The organism is Vogesella sp. (assembly GCF_046297735.1).
Lineage (GTDB): Bacteria > Pseudomonadota > Gammaproteobacteria > Burkholderiales > Chromobacteriaceae > Vogesella > Vogesella urethralis.
In genome coordinates this window covers 95,515-115,928 of the sequence record NZ_JBKBHK010000003.1, presented here as the reverse complement: position 1 = coordinate 115,928, position 20,414 = coordinate 95,515, and the positions used below count along the sequence as shown (strand labels likewise).

The window sequence follows — 20,414 nt, the reverse complement described above, 5'->3', positions numbered from 1 at the left end:
TACGTACGACGTGATGCCGCCGCCCTGGATGGCTGGCCTTGAGGCGCGATTGTTTATCCGCCATGCCAAGGCACGACGGAACAAAGGGGCGCTTTGCACCGCGGTCCGCACTGGGAGGCACGCCTCCTTCACGTCTGCCGGCTTAGGGTGTTGTCGTCCGGGTGGCCCTGATGAGGTTGGCCGCAACGGAAAACACCTTCGAATAACCCAAGAAAGCGCGCATTGTAGCGGCATTGTGGGCGTTCATGTTGCACGGCAGTATTACAGCCGGAAAAAGTTTTTGCCGCATTGCCCTGGCAGGGGGGATTTGATCAAAAAACCTGCTAAAACAGGCGTTTGTTATGGTGTGTTATCCGGTGGTGAGGCACTGTCACGGCGCCCTTTGCCTCGCCGCCAGAGTCGTGGCCAGGCACGCAGCAGCACGCTGCCTCCGGCCAGCAGCAACCCCAGTGCCAGCGGCAGCGCGACCAGGTAGGGAAACCACAGTACGACTGCTGCCAGCAGCAGAAATACCAGACCGATGCTGGCAAAGGCGCTGGCTTCGCTGTCCTCCACACTGCGCGTACCGCGAATGGCGGTATCCAGCACGTTGCCCAGCCGTGCGGCCTGGCGCGCAGCTGCCGCTGCGCTCACCGCCGCGTGCTGACGCAAGGGCAGGCGCGGGCCTTGCTGGCGTGGTTTGGCCAGCGCCGGCCGCTTGTGCACGCCGCTGAGCACCACTTCGGTGGCGTGGTCGATGTCCTGTAGAAAGCGGGTTTCCATCTCGGCCGCCAGCGCGGCGTCTTCGATGGCGAGGTCCAGTTCGCGGTTGGCCAGCCAGCTGGAGATGTTGAGGTTGGTGGAGCCGATGCGCGCCCAGCGTCCATCAGCCACGGCGGTCTTGGCGTGGATCATCGGCCCGTTCCATTCGAACACGCGCACGCCGGCTTCCAGCAACGGGCGGTACAAGGTACGCGATACGGTGGCGATCCAGCCGATGTCGCTGCTGCGTGGAACCAGCAGGCGCACGTCCACGCCGTCGCGAGCCGCGTTCTGCAGCGCGCTGAGGTAGGCGCTGGTGCCCATGAAGTAGGCGTCGGTCAGCCACAGCCGTTCGCGGGCAAAGCCGGCAATCAGCAAATCCAGCCGCATCAGCTTGGCGGTGGAGGGGGTGGTGGCAATCAGGCGGGCGCTGACGTGGCCGGCCGGCGCCGGGTTGGCCGCCAGCGGGGGCAGGGTGCCGCCACTGGCCTGCCAGCTGTCGGCAAACGCGGCCAGCGCATCGGCAAGCAAGGGGCCGCGCAGGCTGAGCCCGGTATCGCGCCAGCCCTCCCAGCGCGAGCTGACGCACAGGCCGCCGATGAAGGCGATGTCGCCATCCACCACGATCAGCTTGCGGTGATCACGCCCCGGCAGGTTAAGCCCGGTCCGCCAGCCGGGCGCTTGCCAGGCCCGCACCTGGGCGCCGGCCTGCTGTAGGGGCTTGAAGAAGCCGGTGTAGTGCTCGCGCCAGCAGCCCAGCCAGTCGTACAGCAAGTACACCTGCACCCCCTGGGCCAGCTTTTGCAGCAGCAGCGCGCGTAGCTGGCGGCCAAACGGGTCGTCGGCAAACAGGTACATCTCGATCAGGATGTAGTCGCCGGCGTCGGCCAACCGTTGCGTCCAGGCGCTGAAGTTGGCTGCCGCATCGAACAGTAGCGCGACGTCATTGCCGCCTACCAGCGGTGCGCCGGCCGAACGCGCCAGCGCCTGCTCGGCCAGTTGGCGGAACAGTTGGCTATCGGCGGACGAGGGCAGTGGCTTGCTCATTGGCTATTGTCTGACAGTATTAAAAATGCAGTATTTTGTCGGGGTGCTGGCGCAAAAAATGCTGGTCGTATTTATGAATGTTGATGTCTCTAAAATGTAAAGCCGGCTACGGGTTTTCCCCAGCACTGTAGTGTGTAAATAACAGTAAGTGCTTGTTTGTTAAGTGATAATGCGTCGCACAAAAAGCGGTTGCAGGGTCAGCATTCTTGACCTTAGAATCGAAACATTCGCATCACATTATAAGCAGGGACAAAAGATGGACAGACAGCGCTGGCTGGAGGGCACTTTATACAGCCCGGATTTCGAACAAGACAGCTGTGGCTTCGGTTTGATCGCCCAACTGGACGACAAACCTTCCCACTGGCTGGTCAATACCGCCATTTCCTCCTTGGCCAAACTGACCCACCGCGGCGCCGTGGCTGCCGACGGCAAATCGGGTGACGGCTGTGGCTTGCTGTTCCGCAAGCCGGACGGTTTTCTGCGTGAAGTTGCCGCCGAAGCCGGCTTTGCCCTGAAGGCAGTGTATGCCGCGGGCCTGGTGTTTGCCCACCCGGACGCCGCCCAGGGCGAGCGCAGCCGCAACCGCCTGAAAGAATACCTCGAAAGCCAGGGCCTGGAAGTGGCCGGCTTCCGCCAGGTGCCAATCGATATCGGCGCCTGTGGCGAGCAGGCAATGGCATCGTTGCCCAGCTTCTATCAGGTATTCGTCAACTGCCCCTTCGGCATGGACGAGCTGTCGTTCCAACGCCGTCTGTACATGGGTCGTCGCCAGGCTGAAAAAGCCAACAAGGCAGACGACCCTTATTTTTATCTGCCGACCCTGTCGCCGCACACGCTGTCGTACAAGGGCCTGGTAACGCCGGACAACCTGCACAAGTTCTACCTGGACCTGTCCGACCCGCGTTTCGAGTCCAGCTTGGCGGTGTTCCACCAGCGCTTCTCCACCAATACCTGGCCGCAGTGGAAATTGGCGCAGCCGTTCCGCTTCCTGGCACACAACGGCGAGATCAACACCGTGCAGGGCAACCGCAACTGGGCCCGCGCGCGCGAACGCATCATGACCTCGCCGCACATCGACATGGACGCCATCCGACCGATCGTGCAGACCGACGGTTCCGACTCCATGAGCCTGGACAACATGCTGGAAGGCCTGCTGATGGGCGGCATTCCGCTGTTCCGTGCGCTGCGCCTGCTGGTGCCGCCGGCCTGGCAGAACGTGGACTCCACCGATAAAGACCTGCGTGCCTTCTACGAATTCAACTCCATGCACATGGAGCCGTGGGACGGCCCGGCCGGTATCGTGCTGACCGACGGCCGCTACGCCGGCTGTATGCTGGACCGTAACGGCCTGCGCCCGGCGCGCTGGGTGCTGACCAAAGACAACATCCTCACCATCGCGTCCGAAGTAGGCGTGTGGGACTACAAGCCGGAAGACGTGGTGAAGAAGGGCCGAGTGAAGCCGGGTCAGCTGTTTGCGGCCGACCTGCAAACCGGCGAGATCCTGTACCCGGAGGACATCGACGCGCAGCTGAAGTCGGCCAAACCGTACCGTCAGTGGATCAAGGACGCCGGTTCGCGTCTAGAGCTGTCCATCGAAGATGACGCCGGCCTGGAAGCGTGGCCGAAAGACCAGCTGTTGACTTACCAGAAGCTGTACAACATCAGCTTTGAAGAGCGCGACCAGATCCTGCGCGTGCTGGCCGAAGACGGCCAGGAAGCGGTAGGTTCGATGGGTGACGACACCCCGATGGCGGTACTGAGCCAGAAAGTGCGTTCGCCGTTCGACTACCTGCGCCAGCAGTTTGCCCAGGTGACCAACCCGCCGATCGACCCGATTCGCGAAGCCATCGTGATGTCGCTGAATACCGTGTTCGGCCCCGAGCGCAATATGTTCGAGGAAACCGCCGAGCACGCCAAACGGCTGGAAGTGCGCAGCCCGGTGTTGTCGCGCGAGAAATTCATCCGCATTACCACGCGTACCGAGCCGTACCTGAAAGCCACCACCTTCGACCTGTGCTTCGACCCGTCCGAGCGCACCCTGCAGCAGGCCATCGAGCGCCTGGCGGCGCACGTGGTGGAAGCGGTACAGGAAGGCACCGTCATCGTGGTGCTGTCCGACCGCACCATTGCGGCCAACCGTCTGCCGATTCCGGCGCTGTTCGCTGTCGGCGCCGTGCACCACGCGCTGATCGACGCCGGCCTGCGCTGCAAGGCCAACATCATTGCCGAAACCGGTACCGTACGCGATCCGCACCAGATGGCCTGTCTGATCGGCTACGGCGCCACCGCGGTGTACCCGTACCTGGCATACCAGACCATCGTCGATCTGGTGCAGACCGGCGACGTGCAGCTGCGCGTCAACGAAGCGCTGCAGCACTACCGCAAGGGCATCAACAAGGGCCTGATGAAGGTGCTGTCCAAGATGGGTATCTCCACCATCGCCAGCTACCGCGGTGCCCAGCTGTTCGAAGCCATCGGCCTGCATGAAGACCTGGTAACGCTGTGCCTGAAGGGCACCGTATCGCGTATCTCCGGCGCCAGCTTCGAGGACTTCGAGGACGACCAGAAACAACTGTCGCGTCTGGCATTCAACCCGATGCGCCCGGTTACCCACGGTGGCCTGCTGAAGTACGTGCACGGCGAGGAGTACCACGCCTATAACCCGGACGTGGTGCAGACGCTGCAAAAAGCGGTACAGAACACCGACTACGACGCCTACAAGCAGTACGCCGACCTGGTGAACAACCGCCCGGTGGCGATGTTCCGCGACCTGATGCAGCTGCAGCTGGACGGCATCACCCCGATCTCCATCGACGAAGTGGAGCCGGTGGAAAGCATCCTCAAGCGTTTCGACTCCGCCGGCATGTCGCTGGGCGCCCTGTCGCCGGAAGCGCACGAGGCGATGGCTACCGCCATGAACCGCCTGGGCGGCCGCTCCAACTCCGGTGAAGGCGGCGAAGACCCGGCGCGTTACGGCACCGAGAAAATGTCCAAGATCAAGCAGGTGGCGTCCGGCCGTTTCGGCGTGACCCCGCACTACCTGGTGAACGCCGAAGTGCTGCAGATCAAGGTAGCCCAGGGCGCCAAGCCGGGCGAGGGCGGCCAACTGCCGGGCGACAAGGTATCGCCGCTGATCGCCAAGCTGCGCTGCTCCAAGCCGGGTATCAGCCTGATCTCGCCGCCGCCGCACCACGACATCTACTCCATCGAAGACCTGGCGCAGCTGATTTTCGACCTGAAACAGGTGAACCCGAAGGCGCTGGTGTCGGTAAAACTGGTGGCCGAGCCGGGCGTGGGCACCATCGCCGCCGGCGTGGCCAAGGCTTACGCCGACCTGATCACCATCTCCGGTTACGACGGCGGTACCGGTGCCAGCCCGCTGACCAGCGTCAAGTACGCCGGTAGCCCGTGGGAGCTGGGCCTGACCGAAGCGCAGCAAGTGCTGCGTGCCAACGGCTTGCGCGGTCGCGTGCGCGTGCAGACCGACGGCGGCCTGAAAACCGGCCTCGACGTGATCAAGGCCGCCATCATGGGCGCCGAGAGCTTCGGCTTCGGTACTGGCCCGATGGTGGCGCTGGGCTGCAAGTTCCTGCGTATCTGCCACCTGAACAACTGCGCCACCGGCGTGGCCACCCAGGAAGTGAAGCTGCGTTCCAAGTACTTCATCGGCCTGCCGGAAATGGTGATGAACTACTTCCTGTTCATCGCCCAGGAAACCCGCGAGTGGATGGCCAAGCTTGGCGTACGCAATATGGAAGAGCTGATCGGCCGCATGGAACTGCTGGGCCTGGCCGACGGTAACACCGCCAAGCAACAGCGCCTGAACCTGGCGCCGCTGCTGTCGCAAGGTACTGTGCCGGATAGCGTGCCGCGCTTCTGCGTCAGCGATTCCAACCCGTCCTTCGACAAGGGCGAGCTGGCCGAGCAGATCCTGGCCGATGCGCTGCCAGCCATCCACAACAAGCAGATGCTGCAGCTGAGCTACCCGATCGAGAACATCAACCGCTCCATCGGCGCTCGCCTGTCCGGCGAAATCGCCCGCGTACACGGTGCGGCCGGCCTGCCGTTCGGCTGCCTGAAGGTGAAGTTCACCGGTTCCGCCGGCCAGAGCTTCGGCGTCTGGAACGCTCCGGGCCTGCACCTGGAGCTGGAAGGCGACGCCAACGATTACGTAGGCAAGGGCATGGCCGGCGGTCGCGTCACCATCTACCCGCCGAAGGACGCGGCGTACAAGTCGGACGAGTCCATCATCATCGGTAACACCTGCCTGTACGGCGCTACCGGCGGCCAGCTGTTTGCCGCGGGCGTGGCCGGCGAGCGTTTCGCGGTGCGTAACTCCGGTGCGCTGGCCGTGATCGAAGGCGCCGGTGACCACTGCTGCGAATACATGACCGGCGGCAGCGTGATCGTGCTGGGCGAAACCGGCTACAACTTCGGCGCCGGCATGACCGGGGGCTTTGCCTTCGTCTACGACCGTGCCGAGAAGTTTGCCTACCGCTACAACAACGAGCTGGTTGACATCAACCTGATCAACGGCGAAGCGATGGGCATGTACCGTGCCTACCTGCTGGAGAAGATTGCCAAGCACGTGGAGCTTACCGGTTCCGAAACCGGCCGCGCCATGCTGGAAAACTTCGACGACTACGTGGACTACTTCTGGCTGGTGAAGCCCAAGGCGGCCAAGCTGGAAAGCCTGCTGAAAGACTGATAGGGACGGGCGGGTTTGTCCGCCCCTTGATAGCAATGAAAGCACCTTGCGGCCAACGTTGGCCGCAGGGGCAAAGGATCGATGATCATGGGTGACGTTTTCCAGTTCATGAAGCTCTCGCGCAACCCCGGCGACAAGGTAGAAGTCGCGGTGCGCAAGATCGAATTCAAAGAGATTTACACCCCGCTGCACGCGGTAGATGCGGGCGACCAGGCCGGCCGCTGCCTGTCCTGTGGCAACCCCTACTGCGAGTGGGAGTGCCCGGTACACAACTACATCCCCAACTGGCTGAAGCTGGTGAAGGAAGGCAAGCTGTTCGAAGCGGCCGAGATGTCGCACAAGACCAATAGCCTGCCGGAAATCTGCGGCCGCGTTTGCCCGCAGGATCGCCTGTGCGAAGGCGCCTGCACGCTGGAGCAGGGCGGTTTTGGCGCCGTGACCATCGGCAGCGTGGAAAAATTCATTACCGACGAGGCCTACAAGGCCGGTTGGCGCCCGGACATGTCCAAGGTGATCTGGAGCGACAAGAAAGTGGCCATCATCGGTGCCGGCCCGGCGGGCCTGGCCTGTGCCGATGTACTGGTACGCAACGGCGTGCGCCCGGTGGTGTTTGACCGCTACGAAGAAATCGGCGGCCTGCTCACCTTCGGCATCCCCGAGTTCAAGCTGGAAAAGAGCGTGGTGAAGCGTCGCCGCGAGATCATGGAAGGCATGGGCGTCGAGTTCCGCCTCAATACCGAAATCGGCCGCGATGTCGAAATCGAAGCCTTGCTGGCAGAGTACGACGCCGTGTTCATGGGCATGGGCGCTTACAAGTACATGAAAGGCGGCTTCGATGGCGAAGACCTGCCGGGCGTACTGGAAGCGCTGCCGTTCCTGATCAACAACGTGCGCCAGTGCATGGACACGCTGCCGGCAGGCGATGCGCCGGTGTCGATGGCCGGCAAGCGCGTGGTGGTACTGGGTGGTGGCGATACCGCGATGGACTGCAACCGCACCTCCATCCGCCAGGGCGCCAGCAAGGTGATTTGTGCCTACCGTCGTGACGAGGCCAATATGCCGGGTTCCAAGCGCGAAGTGGCCAACGCGCGCGAGGAGGGCGTCGAGTTCCTGTGGAACCGCCAGCCGATGGGCATTGAACAAGCCGCCGACGGCAGCCTGCGCCTGAAACTGGCAGAAACCCGCCTTGGCGCGCCGGATGCCAAGGGCCGTCGCAACGCCGAAATCGTGCCAGGTAGCGAAGAAGTGATCGAGTGCGATCACGTCATCGTGGCGTTCGGTTTCCAGGCCGAAGCCGCCAGCTGGTTCGAGCGCCAGGGCGTTACCGTGGCGGCCAACGGCCGTACGTTGGCCGCGGCCAACGGCAAGTTCAAGTACCAGACCGCCAACGCCAAGATCTTTGCCGGCGGCGACCAGGTACGCGGTGCCGACCTGGTGGTGCGTGCCGTATTCGAAGGCCGTCAGGCTGCCGAGGGCATGCTGGCCTATCTGCAAGTCTGGTAAACCGCGCAGCTGGCCCATGCGGCCAACCTTGCCCCAGCCCGCCGCCCGGCGGGCTTTGTCATTTCCGGCGGCGGCCAACGCTAAAAATCTTGCCTTGCCCCCTCTTGAAAACCGCGTATGCCGTCCCTATGATTAGCACTCGCAAGGGCAGAGTGCTAATGCACCTGTCCAACACCGCTGAATTGATAGGTAATCATCTTTCAACAGCCACTGCTATTAGGAGAGATAAATGGCAATTCGTCCTCTGCACGATCGTGTTGTTATCAAACGCCTCGAGGCTGAAGAAAAAACCGCTTCCGGCATCGTTCTGCCGGGCGCCGCTGCTGAAAAGCCGGACATGGGTGAAGTGGTTGCCGTAGGTAACGGCAAGATCCTCGAAAACGGCGAACGCCGTGCCCTGGAGCTGAAAGTCGGCGACAAGGTTATCTTCGGCAAGTATTCCGGCCAGACCGTCAAGGTTGACGGTAACGAGCTCCTCGTGATGCGCGAGGAAGACGTGATGGGCATCGTCGAGTAATCCGTCCCCATCCCGCTTGTACTAACTGATTCTGGAGAATTTCAAGAATGGCAGCTAAAGACGTACGCTTCGGCGATTCCGCCCGTGCAAAAATGGTAGTGGGTGTCAACATTCTGGCTGACGCCGTTAAAGTAACCCTGGGCCCGAAAGGCCGCAACGTGGTTCTGGACCGCTCTTTCGGCGCGCCGACCATCACCAAGGACGGTGTGTCCGTGGCCAAAGAAATCGAACTGAAAGACAAGTTCGAAAACATGGGCGCCCAGATGGTGAAAGAAGTCGCTTCCAAGACTTCCGACGTTGCCGGTGACGGCACCACCACCGCTACCGTACTGGCTCAGGCTATCGTGCACGAAGGCATGAAGTTCGTGACCGCCGGCATGAACCCGATGGACCTGAAGCGTGGTATCGACAAGGCTGTTGTGGCCCTGGTAGGCGAAATCGCCAAGATCGCCAAGCCGTGCGCCACCACCAAGGAAATCGCCCAGGTTGGCTCCATCTCCGCCAACTCCGACAGCGACATCGGTGAAATCATCGCTACCGCCATGGAAAAAGTGGGCAAGGAAGGCGTGATCACCGTTGAAGACGGCAAATCGCTGCAAAACGAACTGGACGTCGTAGAAGGCATGCAGTTCGACCGCGGCTACCTGTCCCCGTACTTCATCAACAACCAGGAAAAACAGATTGCCGCACTGGACAATCCGTTCATCCTGCTGTTCGACAAGAAAATCTCCAACATCCGCGACCTGCTGCCGGTACTGGAGCAAGTGGCCAAGTCCGGCCGTCCGCTGCTGATCATCGCTGAAGATGTGGAAGGCGAAGCGCTGGCTACCCTGGTAGTGAACACCATCCGCGGCATCCTGAAAGTGGTTGCCGTGAAGGCACCGGGCTTCGGCGACCGTCGCAAAGCCATGCTGCAAGATATCGCCATCCTGACCGGCGGTACCGTGATTGCTGAAGAAGTGGGCCTGACCCTGGACAAAGTGACCCTGGAAATGCTGGGTCAAGCCAAACGCGTTGAAGTGGGCAAGGAAAACTCCACCATCATCGACGGCGCTGGCGATGCTGCCCAGATCCAGGCTCGCGTTGGCGAAATCCGCCAGCAGATCGAAGCCGCCACTTCCGACTACGACCGTGAAAAACTGCAAGAGCGCGTGGCCAAACTGGCTGGCGGTGTTGCCGTGATCAAGGTTGGTGCTGCGACCGAAGTGGAAATGAAAGAGAAGAAAGCCCGCGTGGAAGACGCGCTGCACGCTACCCGTGCGGCAGTGGAAGAAGGCGTGGTACCTGGCGGTGGCGTAGCCCTGCTGCGTGCCCGTTCCACCCTGGCCGATCTGGAAACCGCCAACGCCGACCAGGCTGCTGGTGTGAAGATCGTACTGAAAGCCATCGAAGCTCCGCTGCGCCAGATCGTACAAAACGCCGGCGACGAGCCGTCCGTGGTGGTGAACAAGGTGCTGGAAGGCAAGGCCAACTTCGGTTACAACGCCGCTACCGGCGAGTACGGCGACATGCTGGAAATGGGCGTACTGGACCCGGCCAAAGTGACCCGCTCCGCGCTGCAGCATGCTGCTTCCGTAGCCGGCCTGATGCTGACCACCGACTGCATGGTAGCCGAGCTGCCGGAAGACAAGCCGGCTATGCCTGACATGGGCGGCATGGGCGGTATGGGTGGCATGGGCGGCATGATGTAAGCTGCCTCGCCCTTGCGAAGCCAGAACCCCGCACCCCGGTGCGGGGTTTTTTCATGTGCTGCGGCCAACCTTGCCAGGTTGGCCGCATTGTTTTGCGCGCGCAGTCTGGCACAATGCCGCTTTCTTTGCGGGAGAGTCAGCATGAACCGGAACGAACTGTTACAGGCGCTGGACGGCAAGCTGGAGCCGTGGCGTTTCAAGGACTACGCCCCGAACGGGCTGCAAGTGGAAGGCAGCGACGAGATTCGCCGCATCATTACTGGCGTGACGGCCTCGCAGGCCTTGATCGACGAAGCCATCCGCCTGCAGGCGGACACCATTCTGGTGCACCACGGTTACTTCTGGAAAAGCGAGGCGGCGCCCATCACCGGCATCAAACGCAAGCGTATTGCGGCGTTGCTGCAAAGCAACATCAACCTGATTGCCTACCATCTGCCGCTGGATGCCCATCCGGAACTGGGCAACAACGCCCAGCTGGGGCAGGTGCTGGGCTTTGTCGACGCCGCGCCCAGCCAGAGCGAGCCGCTGTTATGGTGCGGCCAACTGGCGCAGCCGATGGCTGGCGAGGCGCTGCGCCAGCACATCAGCCGCAATCTGGGGCGCGAGGCGCTATTGCTGGGTGATGCGGACAAGACACTAAAGCGTGTGGCCTGGTGTACCGGTGGCGCGCAGGGTTTTTTTGAACAGGCCATCGCTTTGGGCGTGGATGTGTTCATTACTGGCGAAGTGTCTGAGCAAAATCAGCATTTGGCGAATGAAAGCGGCGTAAGCTTCATCGCGGCGGGGCATCACGCCACGGAACGCTATGGCGCCAAGGCCTTGGGGCAGTGGCTGGCGGATGAATTTGCCCTGGATGTGCAATTTATCGATCTCTTTAACCCGGTCTAACAACGATGCCCATGCTGTCAATGAGGCGATTTGTCGCATATGCGCTTCAAGTTCCCTCATGGAATCGGGTAGAATTGTAAGGTTTCAAGTTTATAGCTCGGTTTCCACGTTTGAGGATGACTGTAATGAGTGAACAACACGTTGATGCGGGGCGCCGTCGCTTTCTGACGGTGGCCACCAGCGCGGTTGGTGGTGTGGCGGCGGCCGGTGTGGCTGTGCCGTTTTTGATGAGCTTTGCGCCTTCTGAGCGTGCCAAGGCTGCCGGTGCCCCGGTTGAGGTGGACATCAGCAAGCTGGAAGCCGGCCAGAAGATCAACGTCGAATGGCGTGGCAAACCGGTTTGGGTACTGTCGCGTACGCCGGAGCAGCTGAAGAACCTGGCCACCATCGAAGGTGAGCTGCTGGATCCGAAGTGCGAAGCGCCACAACAGCCGGAGTACTGCAAAAATGCAACCCGCTCCATCAAACCGGAGATCCTGGTTGCCGTGGGCATCTGTACCCACCTGGGCTGTTCGCCGACCCATCGCCCCGACATCGCCCCGGCTGACCTCGGGCCGAAGTGGGTTGGTGGCTTCTACTGTCCGTGCCACGGTTCCAAGTTCGACCTGTCCGCCCGCGTATACAGCGGCGTACCGGCACCGTCGAACATGGAGATCCCGCCGCACAAATATCTGTCCGATACCGTGCTGCTGATCGGCGAAGACAAATAAGCGAGGGGAGAACATATGAGCACTGGCCAAAAAATTCTCAATTGGGTGGATGAGCGTTTCCCGCTGTCCTCGATGATGAAAGAGCACGTCACCGAGTACTACGCCCCCAAAAACTTCAACTTCTGGTACTTCTTTGGTTCGCTGGCCCTGCTGGTGCTGGTCATCCAGATCGTGACCGGTATTTTCCTGACCATGAACTACAAGCCGGACGGCAGCCTGAACGCACAGGGCATTCCGGTGGCTTTTGCTTCGGTTGAGTACATCATGCGCGACGTGGCAGGCGGCTGGATCATCCGCTACATGCACTCCACTGGCGCCTCGATGTTCTTTGTCGTTGTTTACCTGCATATGTTCCGCGGTTTGATCTACGGTTCGTACAAACAGCCGCGCGAGCTGGTATGGGTGTTCGGTACGCTGATCTTCTTGGTACTGATGGCAGAAGCTTTCATGGGCTATCTGTTGCCGTGGGGCCAGATGTCGTTCTGGGGTGCACAGGTGATCGTGAACCTGTTTGCTTCCATTCCGGTGATCGGTCCGGACCTGTCCGTGTTCATCCGTGGTGACTTCGTGGTGGGCGATGCCACGTTGAACCGCTTCTTTGCACTGCACGTGATCGCGGTGCCGCTGATCCTGCTGGCGCTGGTGGTTGCTCACCTGATCGCTCTGCACGAAGTGGGCTCCAATAACCCGGATGGCGTGGAAATCAAGAAACTGAAGGGCGAAGACGGCAAGCCGCTGGACGGCATTCCGTTCCACCCGTACTACACCGTGAAAGATGTGCTCGGCGTAGCCGTGTTCCTGATCGTGTTCTCCAGCATCGTATTCTTTGCCCCGGAAATGGGTGGTTACTTCCTGGAAAAACCGAACTTTGATCAGGCTGACCCGCTGAAGACACCGGCGCATATCGCCCCGGTATGGTACTTCACCCCGTTCTACGCCATCCTGCGTGCCGTACCGTCGTTTGCCGGTACCCAAGTATGGGGCGTACTGGCCATGGGTGCTGCCGTGGTGCTGATCGCCTTCCTGCCTTGGCTGGACAAGTCGCCGGTGAAGTCTATCCGCTACCGTGGTCCGAAGTTCAAGTTCATGCTGGTACTGTTCATCGCTTCCTTTATCGGTCTGGGTATCCTGGGCGCCTTGCCGTCCACCAACCTGCGTACCGTGGTGGCTCAAGTACTGTCCATCATCTACTTCGTGTTCTTCCTGGGCATGCCGTTCTATACCAAGAACGACGTTGGCAGCACGCCGGTTCCGACCCGCGTGACCATGAGCACGCCGGCCCGTCAGGTACGCTTTGTGGTTCTGGTGGTGGTCACGCTGGTATCGGCCATCTTGTTTGCGAAATTCATCTGATAAAGGGGGCAATATGAACAAGACTATCCGTCAACTGCTTGCCGCCGTTGCCCTGATGCTGCCGGCTGCCGGCGCCATTGCCGCCTCGGAAGGCCCGGCGCTGGAAAAGGCGCCCATCAATATTCAGGACACCGAAAGCCTGCAACGTGGTGCGCAGATTTTCGTCAACTACTGTCTGTCTTGTCATTCTGCCAGCGCCATGCGCTACAACCGGCTGACCGACATCGGTCTCACCGAAGAGCAGATCAAGGCCAACCTGATGTTCACCACCGACAAGATTGGTGACCCGATGAACATCGCCATGGACAAGAAGGATGGCAAACAGTGGTTTGGTGCTACTCCGCCGGACCTGTCGCTGATCGCGCGCTCCCGTGGTGCCGATTATCTGTACGGCTACCTGCGTGGCTTCTACCGTGACGAAACCCGTCCTACCGGCTGGAATAACCTGGTATTCGACAAGGTGGGCATGCCGCACATCCTGTGGGAGTGGCAAGGTGAGCAGGTTCTGAAGACCCATAAGGGTGCTGATGGCCATGAAGAGAAGTCTTTGCAGCTGGTGAAAGCCGGTACGCTGACCAAGCTGGAAAACGGCAAGGCCAATACGGCCGAGTTCGACAAGCGTATGGCCGATCTCACCAATTTCCTGGTGTATGTCGGTGAGCCGGTGCAGGTGAAACGTCACCAGGTGGGCTACACCGTGCTGCTGTACCTGTTCCTGCTGCTGCTGCCGTTTGCCTACTTCCTGAAAAAGGAATACTGGAAAGACATCCACTAAAACGGTGTTAGGTAGTCAAGCAAAGCGGCGCTTCGGCGCCGCTTTTTCTTTTTGTATCATGCACTTATGCAACTTTTGTGGAAAGTGTTGCTCCGAAAGTGCTAGAATTGCCTGTTATTTGATCAACAAGCCTGTTCAAGGAATCTACGCCTCATGATGACCCTCTACTCCGGTACCACTTGTCCTTTCAGTCAACGCTGCCGCATCGTGTTGTTCGAAAAGGGCATGGACTTCGAGATCATTGATGTGGACATCCACAACAAGCCTGAAGATCTGGCCGTGATGAACCCGTACAACGAGGTTCCGGTACTGGTTGAGCGCGACCTGATTCTTCACGAATCCAACATCATCAACGAATACATCGATGAGCGCTTTCCACATCCGCAGCTGATGCCAGCCGACCCGGTGATGCGCGCTCGTGCCCGTTTGTTCCTGTTCCGCTTCGAGCAGGAATTGTTCGTGCATGTGAAGACGCTGGAGAACGGTGCCAGCGGCAAGGAAGCCAGCAAGGCACGCGAAGCCATCCGCGATGGCTTGGTTACCATTGCCCCGATCTTTGCCAAGCAGAAGTTCATGCTGGGTGATGACTTTTCCATGATCGACGTGGCGATTGCACCGCTGATGTGGCGTCTGGAACATTACGGTATCGACTTGGGCAAAAATGCGGCGCCTATCCTGAAGTATGCCGAGCGTTTGTTCCAGCGCCAGTCGTTCATCGATTCGCTGACCCCGGCCGAAAAGGCCATGCGCAAATAAGCGTTATCCAACCAGCGAGGAGTTGCCATGACAGTCAGTACCCGCCCTTATTTGATCCGTGCCATTCACCAATGGTGTACTGATCAGGGGCAGGCTCCCTATATGGTGGTTTGGGTCGATGAAAACGTTCAGGTGCCGATGGAGTTCGTGAAGAACAATGAAATCGTGCTCAATGTCGGCTATGGTGCTACCCAAGGCTTGAACATGGACAATGACTGGATTTCGTTTTCGGCCCGCTTTGGCGGGGTTTCGCGCGAGATCTGGATTCCGGTAGGCAATGTATTGTCCATTTTCTCGCGTGATTCTGGTGAGGGGATGGGGTTCGAGTTGGAGAAACTGGAAAAGCCAGTAGCCAAACCGGTATCGCCTGTCAGCCCGGTAGCGCAAGCACCGGCTAGCGATGATGACGCCAAGGGTGCCAAAGTCATCACTTTCCCTGGCCGCCGCAGCTAAACCCCCCGGCTAGCGCAGCTACAAGGCGGCCAAGGCAAAACAACCCCCGTTTGCGGTGCAAGCGGGGGTTGTTTTGTGTACGGCAGTATCGTGCTGTTTGCTGGGCAGCGCATCGGCAATGAAAAACCGGCCACAAGGGCCGGCTTGCCAGGTTGGCCGCACAGCAGCCACTGGTAATGTTATTCCACACGCTCACCGTGCAGAACCACGTCCAGGCCTTCGCGCTCTTCTTCTTCGCTGACGCGCAGACCCATGATCACGTCAATCAGCTTCAGCAGAATGAAGGTGACGATGCCGCAGTAGATGGCAGTGGCCACCACGCCGATGGCTTGAGTCATCAGATCGCCTTCTACACCACCGATTTCCTTCACGGCAAAGATGCCAGTCAGCAGTGCACCGATGATGCCGCCGACACCATGTACACCGAAAGCATCCAGCGAATCGTCGTACTTCAGCATGTGTTTCAGCGAGGTAGCACTCCAGTAGCACAGGGCACCCGAGATCAGGCCGATGGCCAGTGCGCCCTTCGCATCCACGAAACCAGCAGCCGGGGTAATGGCAACCAGACCTGCGATGGCACCGGAAACAATGCCAAGTACCGACGGTTTACCTTTTGCAATCCACTCTGCTGCCATCCACGACAGGGCGGCCATGCCGGTAGCAACCTGGGTGGCAACCATGGCCATGGCTGCGCGGCCGTCAGCGGCTACAGCCGAGCCGGCATTAAAACCGAACCAGCCTACCCATAGCATCGAAGCACCTACCAGCGTCAGCACCAGGTTGTGCGGGGGCATGGCTTCGCGGCCAAAACCGACACGCTTACCCAGTACCAGAGCAGCTACCAGGCCTGCGATACCGGCGTTGATGTGTACGACAGTGCCACCGGCAAAGTCCAGCACGCCATGGTCAAACATCCAGCCGCCCGGCGCCCACACCCAGTGTGCAACTGGTACGTATACGATCAGCGACCACAGCACCATGAATACCAGCATGCTGGAGAATTTCATACGTTCTGCAAAAGCGCCGGTGATCAGTGCCGGGGTAATGATGGCAAACGTCATCTGGAACATCATGAATACCGCTTCCGGGATGGTGCCAGCGAGCGGGTGTACCGTCAGCTTGCCTTCATCCTTAAGAAATACCATGCCATCCAGCAGGACGCGGTCAAGACCCCCGATCAGGCTGTTGCCCGGAGTGAAAGCCAAGCTGTAACCGATAACGGTCCATAGCACGGTGATCAGTGCACAGATGGCGAAACTTTGCATCAAGGTCGCCAGCACGTTCTTTTTACGAACCATGCCAGCGTAGAACAAAGCCAGACCAGGAATGGTCATAAACAGTACCAGCGCGGTAGAGGTCATCATCCAGGCGGTATCACCGGCACTGATGGCACTGGTTGCTACCAGCGTGGGGGCGCCATCAGCAAAAGCAGGTAGGGCGGTTGTTAGTGAGCCAAGTGCGGCCAAGGTCAGGAGTTTCTTGCTCATGTTGATCCCTTTCTTCTTATGTTCAGACCGCGTCGGCACCGGTTTCGCCGGTACGAATACGCACTACCTGTTCCAGGTCGTACACGAAGATCTTGCCGTCGCCGATCTTGCCTGTGCGCGCGGCGGTTTCGATCGCTTCTACCACCTGATCCAGCAGTTCGTTGCTGATGGCGATTTCCAGCTTCACCTTGGGCAGGAAATCCACCACGTATTCAGCTCCACGGTACAGTTCGGTATGGCCCTTTTGGCGACCAAAGCCTTTTACTTCGGTGACGGTAATACCCTGTACGCCCATGGCGGAGAGGGCTTCACGGACTTCGTCAAGCTTGAAGGGCTTGATAATGGCGCTAACCAGTTTCATGACGGCTCCTTGCTGCTCAGTTAGGTAATGAGAGTGTGACAATTTCGCCTATGCATGAACTGTGCCAGAACCATATTTTGTTTTCTTTTCAATGATTTGCCGTCTCAGTGCTGCTTTTATTCGATAAGTAATAATGGAATCTATAAGCCGTTACTGCTATTGCGCCTTCTTGGTGCAAACGCTTGCCTGCAGGTGTCGCGGCTTTTTTGCTAAACTTCCCCTGTTTCTCATGCCAATTACAAGGTTGCATCATGCTTAGCCAAAAACTGTTCGACGAAATCAGCAATAAAATTTCCGAAACCATTGCTGCCAGTCCTGCCAAGGATCTGGAAAAAAACGTGAAGGCCATGATGGCGGCGACTTTTAGCCGCATGGACCTTGTGACCCGTGAGGAGTTTGATATTCAGCAGGAAGTGCTGGCGCAGACCCGTGCCCAACTGGAGGCACTGGAAAAGCGCCTGGCCTTGCTGGAGCCGCAGCCGGCGCCGGTTGAGCCCACCGCACCAGCTACGCCGGCCAGCGGGGAATAATCGCCATGTCACTGGCGGTGTGTGTCAGCCGGGCGCTTGCCGGCGTAAGCGCACCGGAAGTGGCAGTGGAGGTACATCTCGCCAACGGTTTGCCGGCGTTTACCTTGGTGGGGCTGCCGGATACTGAGGTTAAGGAAAGTAAGGAGCGGGTGCGTGCCGCCATCGTGCAGTCCGGCTTTGATTTTCCTGCCAGGCGCATTACGGTCAATCTGGCACCTGCCGATTTACCCAAGGAGTCTGGACGTTTCGATCTGCCGATTGCTATAGCCCTATTGGCTGCAGACGGTCAGCTGCCTGTAGCGGCGCTGGATGCTTACGAATTGGCTGGCGAGTTGGGGCTGGGCGGCGAGTTGCGGCCGGTACGTGGCGCGTTGGCTATGGTTGCCGCCGCGCGTGGCAGCGGTCGCAGTTTTATCCTGCCCCGTTTGAGTGCCAGTGAGGCCGCATTGGTGCAAGGTGTTCAGGTGCTGGCGGCAGATAATTTGCAGGCAGTGTGTGCGCACTTGGCTGGCGTGGTGCGCTTGCCTGTGTTGGAGGCAGACATCCCGCCAATACTGGCCAGTGCGTACCCGGATCTGGCAGAGGTCAAAGGGCAGGGCTTGGCCAGACTGGCGTTGGAAGTAGCCGCAGCCGGGGGGCATAATCTGTTGATGCAGGGGCCGCCTGGTACCGGTAAATCGATGTTGGCCGCACGCTTGCCAGGTATTCTACCGGCGATGAACCAGGATGAAGCGCTAGAAAGTGCTGCTGTGCAGTCATTGGCGAGTAGCGGTTTTGATGCCCGCTCTTGGTGCGTAAGGCCTTTTCGCCATCCGCACCACACTGCTTCAGCCGTAGCGTTGGTTGGCGGTGGCTCTGACCCTCGTCCTGGCGAGATCACATTGGCGCATCATGGCGTGCTGTTTCTTGACGAGTTGCCCGAGTTTGACCGTAAGGTGCTGGAGGTGCTGCGGGAACCTCTGGAAACCGGCGAGATTCATATATCGCGCGCAGCGCGTCAGGTATGCTTTCCTGCCCGTTTCCAGTTGCTGGCTGCCATGAACCCTTGTCCTTGCGGTTACCTTGGGCATCCGCGCCGTGCTTGTCGTTGCACGCCCGAGCAGGTCAGCCGCTATCGCGGTAAACTGTCTGGCCCTTTGCTGGATCGTTTCGACCTGATGGTGGAGGTCGGTGCACTGACGCTAGAAGAGCTGCAAGTCTTGCCTGCTGCGGAAGACAGTGCCGCAGTACGCGCCCGTGTCGATGCCGCGCGCGAGCGGCAGTGGCTGCGGCAGCAAAAATGTAATGCCGCCCTCAGCGTTACCGAATTGACGAGTCATTGCTGTATGCCGATTGAATTGCAGCAACAAGTGCAGGCTATGCTGGAGCGGCTGGACCTGTCGGCGCGCGCGTATTTTCGCGTACTGCGGGTAGCGCGCACGCTGGCAGACTTGGCTGATAGTAGCGATGTGCAGCGGCAGCACCTGTTGCAGGCCATACAGTTTCGCCGTGGGCTGGTGGGCAGCAACAACAAATAAATAACAAGGTTAATACCTTATGAATTCAGTGGGCTTATGAGTAACAGAGATTTGAAGCATGTTTCCCGCGGCAGCAGCCGCAGCAACCCGCCTGCAAAGCGCAGTGGTGGCGGCATGATGACCGGTATCATCGTAGGTCTGATTGTCGGTGTCGGCATTGCAGTCGGCATGACGATGTACCTTAACCGTGCTAGTACTCCGTTCAGCAATCTGGAAAGGTTGCAAGGTAAGCAAGAGGCGTCGTTGCCGGCTGCCGAGTTATTGGAGCCTGGTAGCAAGCTTGCCACCATGACCCCGACGCCGCCGGTGGTTGTGCCGGTAGTGGTACAGGCTGCGCCGGCATCAGCACCGGTGCCTGCCAAGCCGAAGCCGATACCACCGGCACCGGCGGATGCCGATGGGGAACGATTCGACTTCTACAAGATCCTTCCTGGCCAGCAAGAGGCGATACCTCAAGATGCTAAAGCGGCGGATACTGCCCCGGTGGGAGCGCCGCGCTTGTTCCTGCAGGTGGGGGCTTTCCAGTCTGAAAGCGATGCTGACAATATGAAAGCCAAGCTCGCCCTGATGGGGGTAGAAGCCAAGATCCAGTCGCTGTCGCTGCCGGACAAGGGGTTGATGCACCGAGTCCGTATCGGCCCGTTTGAACGCCAAGAAGATGTCGACGCGCTTAAGGCTCGCTTGCGTCAGGACGGCGTTGACGCCTCCGTTGTCAAATTACCTCCCAAATAATACGAAAGTCGACTCATGAAGAAGTGGTTGTTCGCTTTGATGTTTGCTGTTTCCGGCCTGGCCCAAGCGGCCATCGTAGAGGGTAAGGATTATACCGTGCTGTCCAAACCACAGCCGGTAGCCACGCCCGGCAAGGTGGAAGTGATCGAGTTCTTTTCCTACCACTGCGTGCACTGCATGCATCTGGAGCCGGTACTGGCCACTTGGGCCAAAAAATTGCCTGCAGACGTAAGCTTCCGCCGCGAGCAGATCGTGTGGGGCAAGCAGATGGAGCCGCTGGCAAGGCTGTACGCCACCATCAATGCCACACGCACGCTCGACAAACTGCATGCCCCGGCATTGCACGCCATGGTGGAAAAGAAGGTTAATCTCGCCGATGAGGCTACCTTGCGTAGCTGGCTGGCCAGTCAGCCGGGTGTGAACGTGACGTCATTCATGCAGACCTATAAATCGTTTGGTATCAATGCCCAGGTTGCCCGTGCCGACAAAATGACCCGTGACTACGCCATTCAGGGCACGCCTACCATTGTGGTGGCTGGCAAGTACGCTACCATGGCTGCCGAGCCGGCACGGCTGCTGCAGGTAGTGAACGAACTGATCGTCAAGGCACGCGGCAAGTAAGCGTTGCTACTGCTTGCGGGCCGC

At 59.6% G+C, this 20,414-nt stretch carries 17 protein-coding genes; 14 read left to right on the top strand and 3 right to left on the bottom strand.

What is annotated here, in order from left to right:
* Positions 1-339: 339 nt before the first annotated feature.
* Positions 340-1,788, bottom strand: a complete 1,449-nt coding sequence (locus ACK4FZ_RS05010) for a phospholipase D-like domain-containing protein (protein ID WP_409818551.1) — start codon at positions 1,786-1,788, stop codon at positions 340-342.
* A gap of 256 nt (positions 1,789-2,044) precedes the next feature.
* Here ACK4FZ_RS05010 and gltB point away from each other — a divergent pair, with 256 nt between their 5' ends.
* The 10 genes from gltB to ACK4FZ_RS04960 all read left to right on the top strand — a co-directional run bounded on the left by gltB (position 2,045) and on the right by ACK4FZ_RS04960 (position 15,142).
* Complete coding sequence (gltB, locus tag ACK4FZ_RS05005; protein ID WP_409818550.1) at positions 2,045-6,496, top strand: glutamate synthase large subunit; 4,452 nt, start codon at positions 2,045-2,047, stop codon at positions 6,494-6,496.
* An 87-nt stretch (positions 6,497-6,583) separates the two neighbouring features.
* Positions 6,584-7,999 (top strand): FAD-dependent oxidoreductase, encoded by a 1,416-nt coding sequence (locus tag ACK4FZ_RS05000; RefSeq protein WP_409818548.1) that lies wholly within the window; start codon positions 6,584-6,586, stop codon positions 7,997-7,999.
* Between the two features lie 229 nt (positions 8,000-8,228).
* Positions 8,229-8,516 (top strand): co-chaperone GroES, encoded by a 288-nt coding sequence (gene groES, locus ACK4FZ_RS04995; RefSeq protein ID WP_144373019.1) that lies wholly within the window; start codon positions 8,229-8,231, stop codon positions 8,514-8,516.
* Positions 8,517-8,563: 47 nt separating this feature from the next.
* Positions 8,564-10,207 (top strand): chaperonin GroEL, encoded by a 1,644-nt coding sequence (gene groL / locus ACK4FZ_RS04990; protein WP_144373018.1) that lies wholly within the window; start codon positions 8,564-8,566, stop codon positions 10,205-10,207.
* Between the two features lie 141 nt (positions 10,208-10,348).
* Positions 10,349-11,095 carry a Nif3-like dinuclear metal center hexameric protein gene (locus tag ACK4FZ_RS04985; RefSeq protein WP_144373017.1) on the top strand — a complete coding sequence of 249 codons (747 nt, stop codon included), beginning with the start codon at positions 10,349-10,351 and terminating at the stop codon, positions 11,093-11,095.
* Positions 11,096-11,220: 125 nt separating this feature from the next.
* A complete protein-coding gene (petA, locus tag ACK4FZ_RS04980; protein WP_409818547.1) occupies positions 11,221-11,805 on the top strand; it encodes a ubiquinol-cytochrome c reductase iron-sulfur subunit in 585 nt (194 codons plus the stop codon).
* A 15-nt stretch (positions 11,806-11,820) separates the two neighbouring features.
* A complete protein-coding gene (locus ACK4FZ_RS04975) occupies positions 11,821-13,158 on the top strand; it encodes a cytochrome b (protein ID WP_409818546.1) in 1,338 nt (445 codons plus the stop codon).
* Between the two features lie 13 nt (positions 13,159-13,171).
* Positions 13,172-13,933: a cytochrome c1 gene (locus tag ACK4FZ_RS04970; protein WP_409818545.1), complete on the top strand. Its 762-nt coding sequence runs from the start codon at positions 13,172-13,174 to the stop codon at positions 13,931-13,933.
* Between the two features lie 153 nt (positions 13,934-14,086).
* A complete protein-coding gene (locus ACK4FZ_RS04965) occupies positions 14,087-14,689 on the top strand; it encodes a glutathione S-transferase N-terminal domain-containing protein (protein ID WP_409818543.1) in 603 nt (200 codons plus the stop codon).
* Between the two features lie 27 nt (positions 14,690-14,716).
* Positions 14,717-15,142 carry a ClpXP protease specificity-enhancing factor gene (locus tag ACK4FZ_RS04960; RefSeq protein WP_409818541.1) on the top strand — a complete coding sequence of 142 codons (426 nt, stop codon included), beginning with the start codon at positions 14,717-14,719 and terminating at the stop codon, positions 15,140-15,142.
* A 179-nt stretch (positions 15,143-15,321) separates the two neighbouring features.
* Here the strand turns inward: ACK4FZ_RS04960 and ACK4FZ_RS04955 are convergent, their stop codons facing one another.
* Both ACK4FZ_RS04955 and glnK read right to left on the bottom strand, forming a co-directional pair.
* Entirely contained in the window at positions 15,322-16,629 is a 1,308-nt protein-coding gene (locus tag ACK4FZ_RS04955) for an ammonium transporter (RefSeq protein WP_409818539.1), read from the bottom strand.
* 22 nt (positions 16,630-16,651) lie between these two features.
* Positions 16,652-16,990 carry a P-II family nitrogen regulator gene (gene glnK, locus ACK4FZ_RS04950; RefSeq protein ID WP_409818537.1) on the bottom strand — a complete coding sequence of 113 codons (339 nt, stop codon included), beginning with the start codon at positions 16,988-16,990 and terminating at the stop codon, positions 16,652-16,654.
* 251 nt (positions 16,991-17,241) lie between these two features.
* Between glnK and ACK4FZ_RS04945 the strand changes: the two genes are divergently transcribed.
* The 4 genes from ACK4FZ_RS04945 to ACK4FZ_RS04930 all read left to right on the top strand — a co-directional run bounded on the left by ACK4FZ_RS04945 (position 17,242) and on the right by ACK4FZ_RS04930 (position 20,390).
* Positions 17,242-17,520 carry an accessory factor UbiK family protein gene (locus tag ACK4FZ_RS04945; protein ID WP_409818536.1) on the top strand — a complete coding sequence of 93 codons (279 nt, stop codon included), beginning with the start codon at positions 17,242-17,244 and terminating at the stop codon, positions 17,518-17,520.
* A gap of 5 nt (positions 17,521-17,525) precedes the next feature.
* Positions 17,526-19,037 carry a YifB family Mg chelatase-like AAA ATPase gene (locus ACK4FZ_RS04940; protein ID WP_409818535.1) on the top strand — a complete coding sequence of 504 codons (1,512 nt, stop codon included), beginning with the start codon at positions 17,526-17,528 and terminating at the stop codon, positions 19,035-19,037.
* Between the two features lie 114 nt (positions 19,038-19,151).
* Complete coding sequence (locus tag ACK4FZ_RS04935) at positions 19,152-19,769, top strand: SPOR domain-containing protein (protein WP_409818534.1); 618 nt, start codon at positions 19,152-19,154, stop codon at positions 19,767-19,769.
* A 15-nt stretch (positions 19,770-19,784) separates the two neighbouring features.
* Complete coding sequence (locus ACK4FZ_RS04930; protein WP_409818533.1) at positions 19,785-20,390, top strand: thiol:disulfide interchange protein DsbA/DsbL; 606 nt, start codon at positions 19,785-19,787, stop codon at positions 20,388-20,390.
* Positions 20,391-20,414 lie beyond the last annotated feature (24 nt).